The organism is Pedobacter agri, from assembly GCF_032678665.1.
Taxonomy (GTDB): domain Bacteria; phylum Bacteroidota; class Bacteroidia; order Sphingobacteriales; family Sphingobacteriaceae; genus Pedobacter; species Pedobacter agri_A.
The window spans coordinates 71,712-83,480 of the sequence record NZ_JAVTSH010000007.1; the positions used below are offsets into that span (position 1 = coordinate 71,712).

Consider the following 11,769-nt stretch of genomic DNA (forward strand, 5'->3'; position numbering starts at 1 on the left):
TTAAAATTTAAAGCCTGCAGTTAATTAGTTAAAATGTTAGCTTCATAATTTCCTTTGATATTTGTTCGGCTATTTGAGAAGCACTAACCACTATCCTATCTGAGGCCAGAAAATCGCCAGCTTTACCATGAATGTAACAGGCTAAAATAGCGGCCTCTGCTGATGTGTATTTTTGAGCAAGAAAGCCCACAATTATTCCAGTCAAAACATCGCCCATTCCTCCCTGAGCCATTGCCGGATTGCCGGTTGGATTGATGTAAATCTTTCCATCTGGTAAACAAATAAAAGTAAACTGATTTTTTAGTATAATGACTATTTTAATTTTTTGCGCCTGTGATTTTGCCGTATTTACCCGATCCCACCAGCATTCGTGATCGCCAAACAAGCGGTCGAATTCTTTCATATGCGGTGTGATGATGCTTTTTTCAGGAATTTTTTCAATAAGATCTGGCCTTTCTGCCAACATATTAAGTGCATCAGCATCAATAACCAAAGCTTGGTTACTGGAAATAAGACGTTCTAAAAGTCGCTCATTTTCCGTTGAAACTCCTAAACCCGGGCCAATGGCAATGGCTTGAAATTTAGCAGGATTTTCAATACGCGTAAATTCCTCTCTGGGCAAAGCCATCACTTCGGGCAAGGTTGTGTTCAACGCTATCAATCCGCTCGGTGGAATGCAGGCTGTGGTTAAGCCCGCTCCCGCATGTAAACAAGCTTTTGCGGTAAGCAGCGCAGCGCCCATGGTATTGGTATTACCCGCCACAATTAAAGCATGTCCATAGGTGCCTTTATGACTAAAAATTTTTCTGGGTTTCAAGATATGATGGATATCTGCTTCCACTGTTAAAAGGAAATCAGATTCTTGTTTCTGGATAAAATTTTCATCCAACCCTATCGCAACAACTTCATAAGTTTCAGTTGCCATTGCCGATTCCGGGAAGAAGAAGTTGATTTTGGGCCGTTGAAAGCAAATGGTTTTATAAGCTTTTATCCCATTATAATTTGCATCTATCTTTCCTTCAGCAGGAAAACCTGTCGGCACATCAACGGCGTAAACTTTTTTATTCAGCTTATTAATGTAACCAGCTAATTCGGCATATTTTCCCTCCAGAGGCTTGTTTAAGCCAGATCCTAAAATCGCATCAATAATGATATCTGCTTTAATATTTTTTAATTCAGCAACACTATTAACGAGTGTTTTTCTACATTTCGATTCATCTAAACGCTGTAAATTGATGAGGAAATCTTTACTTTCTTTATCACTGAAGTTTAAGATATAAACCTTAACATTTTCACAGCCATTATGACATAGCAAATGCGCAATGGCCAATCCATCTCCACCGTTGTTTCCATTTCCACAAAATACAGCTATGTTTTTACTGGCATCAAACTCATCTCTCAAAAAGCTTTGAACAAAAGCACGGGCGGCCTTTTCCATTAAATCGATCGAGGCAATAGGCAGATTCGTAATCGTGTACTCATCAGCCTTTCGCATTTGTGTAGAAGTAAGCAATGTTTGCATATCTCTAATATAAGATTAAAAAGATGTGATTTTATTTGAATTTAACCAATACCTGATCTTAATAGTTTACACATCATATATCTTTTACCCATCTTTTAGCGTTTGTATTGAAATTAAATTAAACTCTAATCAAATGAATCAAAAACCATCAAATGCATTTGTGGCTGCGGCCTGGATTGCATTGGGCATTGGAATGATTGGCTTTATTGTAGGCCTTTGGCGTTCTGATATGCTCCTAAACGAAAAAGGATATTATTTTACCGTACTGATGTTTGGCCTTTTTGCCGTAATATCATTACAAAAAGCTGTTCGCGATAAACTGGAAGGTATTCCTGTAACCGAAATTTATTATGGTTTAAGCTGGTTCTCTACCCTGCTCACCATTACACTGCTTGTTATCGGTTTATGGAATGCTACACTTTTGCCAAGCGAGAAGGGATTTTATGCCTTTGCCTTTCTCCTCTCGTTATTTGGTGCCATAACGGTACAAAAAAATACGAGAGACAGCCAGATTTTTAACAAATTAAGGGATTCGCAATAACCTGATTGAAGCCGGTAGTTAAACGCTATCGGCTTTTTGATGTTTCACAGGAGCGATTAAACTTGCTTCGTATACAAGTAATGCTTTCTTTGCTGCAAAATGAGTTTGAGTAATTACATTCAAATAATCTTCAAGGGCAGCAAATAGAACCTTCAATTCCTCATCAAAGTATAAATCGGCGCCAAAATATTTGTAATCTTGATTCAAATATTCTTCCAAACGTAGACGCTCCTCTGTTTTTAAGCTTTCACTATATCGATCATCCTCCAAAATGAAGTGGATACTTTCTTTAAACTTTTTTTCTTCTTTTTTAACCAGCACCATCTTATTTTTAATAAAGTTAGGATGGTTAACGCTTTGCAAAAAGGAGGTGGAGTTTAATAAATCGGTATAGATCACCTGTTGCTCCTTAAATTTATTGGCAATTTCCTGATAGGCAATCGCCAACTTTTCGAACGGTTCATAAACATCCTGTTCTCTGGCTTCAAGGCGAAAATATTCAAAAATTTTGAAATCAATATCATCCAGCCGTTCCATTTTAGTCTTCATTTCAGCATTCAAATATTCCAGCATTTTTCTGCTATCAGCTTTCGAATATTTTAGCCCATTATAGGTAAATGTTTTGGCTTCGATCAGACCAGAATCCAACCTGTCGATCACATTATAATCTGCTTCCAGCGCATTCAACTCATAAATCAAACTCAAATTTTCTTCTCCAAATAGTTCTTCAACACTCAAGTTGGTTGTGATAGTTGGTTTTTTAAAATCACTTGAGCTATACTTTGTGAATGGATTCCGAAAATCAAAATATCCATTAAATTCATCAGGAAAAGCGTAATCACTGTTTTGCCCAATAAGGTCTATTTCGAAATCACCAGCACTTTGATTGATCGGTTCATTGCTGTAATTGACACCAGCAAACATAAAACCTGTAAGTTGGGCGGCAATATTATCCTTGTTCCCTAATAAATCCACCGCTAATCCGTCGTGTTCATCTTGAACAACGGCATTCAACTGCTCTAGTCGTCTTATTCTATCTCCGGTTTCGGGATGTGATGAATATTCATGGTTAAAACTGAGTTTAGATTTGTTGAAACGGTTGTAATAACTCAGATTTACTTCGGGGAAAAAATTACTATATGTCAGTTTATTGGCCTTGGCTATAAAATTCATGGCCACCAATTGTTGCGGATAAACGTTTTCGGTTTTAACGTTGGCTTCGATTTTTCGATTGTAATAGTTAAGCACCGTATCAAACGCCTGGTTAGCGAGCTGCATCCGCAACAAAGAATTGATTAGTGGCTTCGAACCCACCACATGCCCGGCCACGGCATCAGCATGGTATTCCATTTCATGAGACAGTTTGGAATAGTTTGCGTTAAGTATGCCATAAACCGTGACTAAAATTTCCTGCATTGCAACAATAATCTTATCGGATGCAAGTACAAATATCCCCAAGTACGAGTTTGCTTCGGCAATTTTTCCTGTTACCTGATTATAACCCTCATTATCATATAAAATGTCGTGGATGATGCTATTTGCATTATAAACATAACTGCCAACCTTCATACTTTTTTGCGAAAAATGCCCGAACTCATGCGCCAGTATTGCTTTTAGTTCATTAATGGTTGTGGTATTAATAAGGCCCATACCAATCTGAAGATTTTTACGAATTGGCAGAAACATGCTCCAAAAGTTTGAATCGTAAAAAACAGAGGCATTAACTTCAGCAGAGAGATAAACTTTTTTAGGAAAATCGGTCTGTACGGCACTTATGATTTCATCAATCATCGCAAATAATTTTGGCTCCTCAGCCCTTGTAACCTGAATCAAATGTGAACGGTCTGTTTTTTTATGCTTAAACATAAATTTGATCAGAAAAAAGAGGATCAAAAAGCCAAAACCAATCATACCAAGGCCTAACAGAATGGTGTAAAAGTTGGTAAAATACTCCATTAACTTTATGCCCAAATAACCACAAACCACAGTTAGTGTAATGGAAACTATGATGAGAAAAATATAGGTAAAAATGAATAGCAAAATTGCCCATACTGATTGAATAGCCGTTCTTTTGAAATCTTTGGATGGCTTGAGTGCGTTTTCCAACATGAAATAGTGTTTGTTCATGCAAGATAACAAAATCATGATTTTCTACAATCTGTAAACAGCATAAAAAATTTATAAGCATATTTGCCTGCAGGATAATTAACAGATATTTCAAAGGGAAAGCACAAAAACAACCATGTTGGATAAAATCATTATAGGCGTTAGCGATTGTAGCAAATTCGATATTTACAGCGATTGGGTTTTAAGTTATGACAAGCGGGTTGAGGTGGTAAAACTGGGCTACAAGCTGGATAATTTTAACGACATTGAAAAATGTGATGGAATTGTTTTAACAGGAGGCGAAGATGTTCACCCCAGGTTTTACAACCTTCCTGAATATTATCATTATTGTCATGAGGATGACATTGATGAGCAGCGTGATGAATTTGAATTTCGGATTTTGACCTACACGGAGAAAAATAATGTTCCTGTTTTAGGAATTTGCCGAGGCATGCAGGTGGGCAATGTATTTTTTGGTGGTACCTTAATTCCTGATATCGCCTCCTGGGGGAAATTTGATCACAGTAAAATGCCTGACAAAAGTGATCGTTACCATGAAATTAATGTGAATGAATCATCGTGGCTGAATACCATTGTACATACCACTAAAGGATTGGTGAATAGCAACCACCATCAAAGTACTGATCGTACCGGGAAAGGATTGGTAGTGAGTGCGCTCTCAACTGATGGCGTAACCGAAGCGATGGAACGACTTGATCCAAATGGCAAATCATTTTTACTTTTTGTGCAATGGCACCCTGAAAGGTTAAAAGATCAGCTCAGCCCATTTAGTAAAAACCTGCATGAGGCGTTTATTAATGCGATTATTTCCGGTAAGCGATAATAAATATCAGTTTAGCCTAAACACATTGCTGTCATTCCACTTTCCATTAACATAAGCGCCATTATAGGCACATTCTAACCCTTTTTTTTCATTAATGGTGATGGATCTATACTCAAAACCATAAATTTTGTACTGCTTTTCGGGAGTAAATACTTCAACTGTATCATGAATGGAAAATCCATCTACGTAGCGAAATTCTCCTGTTTTCGGATCTTCTGTTATCACTTTCTTTACTGGCCCATCAGTACCATTTTTAAGCTGCAGAGTTAATTTGTTAGTACTGGCACTTTCTGGCAATACAAAAATTAAAGCTGTTGATTGATTGGGATTTTGCTCACAATTATCTGTAAACTGTTCATCTTTAAATCTTTGATTGAAAAACCCGTAAACCATGTAAGCAATACCTATTGCTACAATCAGGAAAATAAATTTTCTGCTCATCTAAAAATTTATATCGGTATAAAAGATTTTGTTATTCATTTTAGCATTGGAATTTAGGCAAAATCTACTAAAATAAATCAAAGCCATCTTTTTTTAATAAATTGCGGATTAATAATGATTTGATTATACCGCAGTTTATTGATAATGAAAAACCTGTTTCTGATTTTTTCCATCTGCTTATTCACGGCAAATTCTTACGCTCAAAGTATAATAAGTGAACCTGAAGTTGCTGAGGGCGACAGTCCGGTTGCACAGGCGCAAATTGCCATTATACCCGAACCTGTCTCATTGATGAAAAAGGCTGGAACATTTACGCTTCCTGAAAACATCAGCATTCAGGCATCTAAAAGTGAAGGTTTGCAACAAGCCATCGCTGTGCTGTCAGAGCGGATTGAAACGGCTACAGGAAAATTTGTAAGCAGTGTAACTACTGCAAATCATCCTACCATTAAATTAATTATCAATGCACAGCCTGATGCTCAATTGGGCCTGGAAGGTTACAAACTGAATGTAAACCCAACTCAAATTGTGATTTCGGCAAACAAACCCGCTGGAATTTTCTGGGGTGTTCAATCCTTAATTCAGCTTTTTCCTGTAGAAATTGAAAGTAAGGAGTTGGTAGAAAACGTAAAGTGGAAACTTCCTTGTGTGGATGTAATCGATTATCCTAAACTGGGCTGGAGGGGATTGATGTTTGATGTTGCCCGCCATTTTTTCACCAAAGAAGAAGTGAAGCAGTTTATCGATAACATGGTTCGCTATAAATTCAATCTTTTACATTTTCATTTAACTGATGATGAAGGCTGGAGAATTGAGATCAAAGGCTTACCTAAACTAACAGAAGTTGGTGCATGGAGCGTCCAAAAAACCGGAACCTTTGGCGATTTTATTCCACCAGCGGCAAATGAACCCCGCACCTACGGCGGCTTTTATACGCAGGAAGATATTAAAGAGCTGGTACAGTATGCGCAAGATCGTTTTGTGAATATTATGCCCGAAATAGATGTTCCCGGTCATAGTTTGGCGGCCATTGCTTCCTATCCAGAACTTTCATGCACAGCAGACGCGGTAAATTACAAAGTACGTTCTGGTGAAAAAATCATGGATTGGAGCCGCGGGGCACCTCCAACGGCTTTGGTAGATAATACCCTTTGTCCTGCAAATGAAAAAGTTTATACGTTCCTCGACACCGTAATTACACAAGTAGCGAAGCTTTTCCCTTTTGAATATATTCACATGGGAGGAGATGAAGCGCCGCATAATTTCTGGGAGAAAAATGATCAGGTGAAGGCATTGATGCAACGTGAAGGACTGAAAACCATTCCACAGGTTCAGGCTTATTTTGAGAAACGTGTGGAACAAATCGTGGTTTCAAAAGGTAAAAAATTTATGGGATGGGATGAAATTTTAGAAGGTGGTGTTTCGCCTACCGCTTCGGTAATGAGCTGGAGAGGTTTAAAATATGGCATCCAGGCATCAAAAGATAAACATAACGTTGTGATGAGTCCAACTGATTTCGCCTATCTGGATTATATGCAAGCCGATCAGGTTACAGAACCGAAGGTTTATGCTTCTCTACGATTGAATAAAGCTTATCAGTTTAATCCTATTCCAGCGGGCGCTGATCCAAAATACATTATCGGCGGACAGGCAAACCTGTGGACCGAACAGATTTTCAATTTCAGACAAGTACAATACATGCTTTGGCCACGTGCTTTTGCCATTTCAGAATCTGTTTGGAGTCCGATAGAAAAGAAAAACTGGACAAATTTCATCGACCGTACCGAAGAGCATTTTAAAAGATTAAATCTGGCAGAAATCAAATATTCTCCTGCTATTTACGACCCGATTTTTACAGTTAAACGCAACGCTGATAAACAATTGATGATTGAGTTAACGCCAGAAATTGAAGGCCTGGATATTTATTACAGCTTTGATAATTCGAGCCCGGATCGATTTTATCCAAAATATACCAGTGCATTAACAGCACCTAAAGATGCCAGTATGTTAAGGGTAATTACTTACAAAGGAAAACAGGTTGTTGGAAGATTAATCAGCATGCCTATTTCCGACTTACAAAAAAGGGCTAAATAATGGGTAAAGAAATCGAAAGGAAGTTTTTAATTAAGGAAGCGGAATGGAATAACTTTGCAAAACCAGCCGGAAAACATTTGAGGCAGGGTTATCTAGTAAGTGATCCAAATAAAACTATTCGTGTGCGCACTGCTGAAAATGCAGCATGGATTACGGTTAAGGGAATATCCATCGGTGCCTCGCGATTGGAATATGAATACGAAATTCCTTTAAATGAAGGACTTGAGCTGCTGGATCATTTTGCCGAATCAGAACTTGAAAAAATCAGATACGAAATCCCCTATGAAGGCAAGATTTGGGAAGTTGATGTTTTCTCTGGCGATAATGCCGGACTTATTGTTGCAGAAATTGAATTGGAATCCGAAGAGGAAAACTTCTCTCTTCCAGCATGGGTGGCCGAAGAGGTTACCCACGAAAAAAAATATTACAACTCCTGCTTAACCACTCATCCATATAAAAACTGGATTTAAATTCAATTTGAAGCATCTTCATAAAAACCTTAATAGTATTCCCAACTTTGAATGTGAATAAATAAAAGGGTTGGATAATCTTTTAGATCAACTCAATTCTTATATTAGCCCCTTCAAAAATCATCCTTGTTTAATTTTGGAAACTGGTTATCCCTAAAATACCTTTTCCTAATTTTTAGAATTTTAAACAATTATATAAAAGGATGAAAACAAGTAAATTTTTAATGAGTGCTGTGATTGCAGGAACGCTGTTTTTAGCGAGCTGTTCTCCTAAGGATGCAGATATCCAGGCTGCAGTGCAGGCAAAAGAAGCTGCAGGTATTGCCGTATCAGTAGCCAAGGGTGCCGTGACTTTAACTGGCGAAGTAACTGACGACGCCGCGAAAACTAAGGCTGAAGAAATAGCCAAAGCTGAAAAGGGCGTAAAATCAGTAGTAAACAATTTAACCGTTAAACCGGCGGCTGCGCCAGTAGTGATTGCGGAAGATCCTGTTTTAACAAAAAATGTGGCTGATGCAACCAAAGATTTCCCAACGGTAAAAGCCGATATTAAAGATGGCGTAGTTACCCTTACGGGCGAGATAAAAAAAGCATCGTTAATTACATTAATGCAGCAGTTAAGTGCATTAAAACCAAAAAAAATCGAAAATAAATTAACTGTAAAATAAGCAGCAAAATGGCATTACAAGAAAAATATAAAGCATTAACTGATGCAGCTGTTGCTGCTGGGATAAGTGATCTTGCAGTAAGAGCGCAAGACGGAATATTATATGTAGACGGAACAGCAGCCGATGGCGCTACGAAAGATCATTTATGGGAAGTTTATAATCAGATTGATCCTAATTTTACATCCGGGGATTTAGTGCTGAACGTAAATGTGAGCGTTGATGCGGCTACAACCCATGTTAAAGTAGTTACCCAGAGCAGCAATTTAAATATTAGAAAAGGTCCGGGAACAGATCAACCGATTGTTGGTAAAGCGGCACATCATGAAATAATCACCCTGGTAAATCGCAGCAACGATTTGTGGTGGCTGGTAAGAACAAAAGATGGTGAAGAAGGATATTGTTATGCCCAGTATCTCGAACCTCAAGATTAATCAATTCTAGTTTTAGCTTAAATCCGCTTTTGTTACAGAAGCGGATTTTTTTATTTAACAATTTGAAGGATGAGCCACATTTGCTTCAAGATAACAGGTTATGATCATTGGCAAAATTTAGCAAACCTATGGTTGATTTTACCCCGGTTTTTCTCCAGATATTTTTACGGTGGGTTTCAACGGTATGTTCAGAAATAAATAATATTTTGCCAATTTCTGCTGAGGTGTGTTCCTTTGCAATGAGTCTGATAATTTCTATTTCTCGAGCAGATAAATTGTTTATCTGATGTTGATTCCCATTTTGAGAGATATTTTTCAACTTAGAGGCAATAGAATCCTGAATATAACTTCCGCCCTCCATTACCGTTACAATGGCCTTATGCAGTTCAGCGTTTTTTACATTTTTGAGCAAATAGCCAGAGGCTCCAGCCTTTAGCATATTTGTCATATTTAAAAAATCATCATGCATAGAAAGTACCATCACTTTGGTTTGAGGGTATTCCTTTTTTACATATTTGGTTAAATCTAATCCCGACTTTTCACCAAGGCTAATGTCAGTTAAAATGAGATCAGGAATATTATTTTTCATGAGTTCCTGGGCTTTATCAACCGAATTTGCTTTTCCTACAACAACCAGATTATCCGCATCTTTCAAAATTGCCTCAATACCATCCATGAGAATATCATGATCGTCAACTAAAAACACTTTAACCTTTTTCATATCAGCTCTTTAAGAATTAAATTTACTAGTTAGAGAACTTTAAAATGGTGGTAGTGCCCCTACCAATAGTCGAATCAACTTCTAAATGTCCATTAAAAATTCGAATACGGCTTTCCAGATTTTGCAAACCTAAACCTAGTTTAATTTCATTTTTATCATAGCCAATACCATCATCTTCAATCATAAGCAAAATTTCATCATCACTCATGTTAAGATGAACGCCAACATTTTTCGCTTTGGCATGTTTCAAAATATTGTTGCTAAGTTCCTGAAACGAACGGTATATCACCACAGCCCTTACCTGATTAACATCATCAAACTCAACGTGTTTAAAAAATTTGAAAACTGTAAAGTTTTGCACATCATTAAGCCGATCAATTACCTGCTCAATCGCTTTCACCAAACCGAAGTGCAAAACCATTTCTGGCGTCATCTCATGCGATAGCGTTCGCACTTCGTTCGCTGCCTGATCAATTAGGTCGTCTACTTTCTGCAGTTGTTCAATATCATTTTTCGCCTTTTTAAGTTGAAGCGATGCAGCGGCCAGTGTTTGCCCAACCCCATCATGCAAGTCTCCGGATATCCGCCTGCGTTCGTTTTCTTCAGTTTCCAAAATCGCTACAGCTTTGTTTTTTTCTTCAAAAAACCTCCGTACCGCATTCTGGCTTTTATACTTATTTTGAATGTAGAAATAAAAATAAATGCTGCTCGATATAAATACAGATAAACTGGCAATTAAAATTATAAGCCAACGCTGTTTGTTACTAATGTTAAGCCTGTTTTCGAGGTTTTCTTTCTTAAGTTTAAGGTTCTCAGATGATTTTTTCTCGCTATCATATTTCACCTGCAATTCTGCAAGTGCTTCGGCATAATCTTCGTTTTCGGTTTTTTTCTTTAATGAAATGAGCTTTTCATAGTACGAAGCAGCACGTTTATAATCTCCGGTTTTACTGTATAATTTGCTCAGTATGGTGTAAGCATTCTCTAATTTTAAATCTATCTTATTTTTTTGTGCGATCAATTCCGCTTTGCGGGCATACTCAATACCTGCTACAGGCATTTCCGATTTATCATAAACGTCGGCAAGCTCCAGATAATCACTGGCAAGCATTGCAGGATCGGCAATTTTTGCTCTTGCTATGCTGGCTTCATGTAAATAAAGTATGGCCTTTGGAAACTGATTCCGGTGGTAATAACTTCTAGCCAGAATATTTAAGCCGTTCGCCAAGTCCATCACACTATTTAGTTCTTTGGCAGTCTGAATCCCTTGCAGCGCATATTTTTCGGCATATTGATAATGCTTTAACAAGTTATAACAAGAAGCGATATTGCATAATACCGTTGCCCTGTTTTGATAATTTTTTTGAGGATTAAGCACAAGAACCTCATTAAAAAAATTGATGGCTTCGAGCGGCTTAGCATTTTCCATGTATGCCCAGCCAATGCTGATTAAAGCGCCTGTTTTATTAGCATGATCCTTGTTTTTTTCAGCAATATCGAGTGCCAGACTAAAGTGATCTACTGCATGATTAAACAAGCGTTTTTTAACATAACACTGGCCTTTTAGAATGTAAAATTTAACTACTGAAGAATCTTTTTCAATTAAAGCAATATTTTTAAGCGCACTATCAATTGACAGGATGCAATCATCTGTTGAGGCTTCACGATATTTTATCCAGGATCGAAAAAAGGCACTTTCAATCTTCCCATGCTGATAATGATATTCATTGGAAAGACGATTGATTATCGCAATCTGTTTTTTTGCACGATTTGCATCGCTACGCATGAGCATGGGTACCTGTAAAATCAGCCGGTCGATTTCTTTTTGTTTATGCTGACCTTGAACTTTTGGGCAATAAGCAGCCAAAAGATAAAACAACAACACGATTTTGCCGTACTTGTAAAAAGTAGACTGCTGCAGGCGCATCATA

The 11,769-nt window shown here is 37.6% G+C and carries 11 protein-coding genes; 6 read left to right on the forward strand and 5 right to left on the reverse strand.

Annotated features, from left to right (window positions below; genetic code table 11):
• Positions 1-28 precede the first annotated feature (28 nt).
• Positions 29-1,522 carry an NAD(P)H-hydrate dehydratase gene (locus R2Q70_RS15160; protein ID WP_316808406.1) on the reverse strand — a complete coding sequence of 498 codons (1,494 nt, stop codon included), beginning with the start codon at positions 1,520-1,522 and terminating at the stop codon, positions 29-31.
• Positions 1,523-1,655: 133 nt separating this feature from the next.
• On the opposite strand from R2Q70_RS15160, the gene yiaA reads away from it, so the two are divergent.
• Positions 1,656-2,063 (forward strand): inner membrane protein YiaA, encoded by a 408-nt coding sequence (gene yiaA / locus R2Q70_RS15165; protein ID WP_010602688.1) that lies wholly within the window; start codon positions 1,656-1,658, stop codon positions 2,061-2,063.
• Positions 2,064-2,081: 18 nt separating this feature from the next.
• Here yiaA and R2Q70_RS15170 read toward each other — a convergent pair whose 3' ends face one another.
• Positions 2,082-4,190 (reverse strand): M48 family metallopeptidase, encoded by a 2,109-nt coding sequence (locus R2Q70_RS15170; protein ID WP_316808407.1) that lies wholly within the window; start codon positions 4,188-4,190, stop codon positions 2,082-2,084.
• Between the two features lie 115 nt (positions 4,191-4,305).
• Between R2Q70_RS15170 and R2Q70_RS15175 the strand changes: the two genes are divergently transcribed.
• On the forward strand, positions 4,306-5,013 hold the full coding sequence (locus R2Q70_RS15175; RefSeq protein ID WP_316808408.1) for a gamma-glutamyl-gamma-aminobutyrate hydrolase family protein: 708 nt from the start codon (positions 4,306-4,308) through the stop codon (positions 5,011-5,013).
• Between the two features lie 6 nt (positions 5,014-5,019).
• Here the strand turns inward: R2Q70_RS15175 and R2Q70_RS15180 are convergent, their stop codons facing one another.
• Complete coding sequence (locus R2Q70_RS15180; RefSeq protein ID WP_316808409.1) at positions 5,020-5,454, reverse strand: hypothetical protein; 435 nt, start codon at positions 5,452-5,454, stop codon at positions 5,020-5,022.
• A 144-nt stretch (positions 5,455-5,598) separates the two neighbouring features.
• Here R2Q70_RS15180 and R2Q70_RS15185 point away from each other — a divergent pair, with 144 nt between their 5' ends.
• The 4 genes from R2Q70_RS15185 (at position 5,599) to R2Q70_RS15200 (ending at position 9,117) form a co-directional block, all read left to right on the forward strand.
• Positions 5,599-7,548, forward strand: coding sequence for a beta-N-acetylhexosaminidase (locus R2Q70_RS15185; protein WP_316808410.1), 1,950 nt, complete (start codon positions 5,599-5,601; stop codon positions 7,546-7,548).
• On the forward strand, positions 7,548-8,018 hold the full coding sequence (locus R2Q70_RS15190) for a CYTH domain-containing protein (RefSeq protein ID WP_316808411.1): 471 nt from the start codon (positions 7,548-7,550) through the stop codon (positions 8,016-8,018). The genes R2Q70_RS15185 and R2Q70_RS15190 overlap by 1 nt, the downstream gene beginning before the upstream one ends.
• A gap of 203 nt (positions 8,019-8,221) precedes the next feature.
• On the forward strand, positions 8,222-8,686 hold the full coding sequence (locus R2Q70_RS15195) for a BON domain-containing protein (RefSeq protein ID WP_316808412.1): 465 nt from the start codon (positions 8,222-8,224) through the stop codon (positions 8,684-8,686).
• Between the two features lie 8 nt (positions 8,687-8,694).
• Positions 8,695-9,117, forward strand: a complete 423-nt coding sequence (locus R2Q70_RS15200; protein ID WP_316808413.1) for an SH3 domain-containing protein — start codon at positions 8,695-8,697, stop codon at positions 9,115-9,117.
• Positions 9,118-9,202: 85 nt separating this feature from the next.
• On the opposite strand, the gene R2Q70_RS15205 is transcribed toward R2Q70_RS15200, so the two are convergent.
• Together R2Q70_RS15205 and R2Q70_RS15210 are read right to left on the reverse strand one after the other, a co-directional pair.
• Entirely contained in the window at positions 9,203-9,838 is a 636-nt protein-coding gene (locus R2Q70_RS15205) for a response regulator transcription factor (protein WP_316808414.1), read from the reverse strand.
• A 25-nt stretch (positions 9,839-9,863) separates the two neighbouring features.
• Positions 9,864-11,768, reverse strand: a complete 1,905-nt coding sequence (locus R2Q70_RS15210) for a histidine kinase (RefSeq protein WP_316808415.1) — start codon at positions 11,766-11,768, stop codon at positions 9,864-9,866.
• Between the last annotated feature and the right edge of the window lies 1 nt (position 11,769).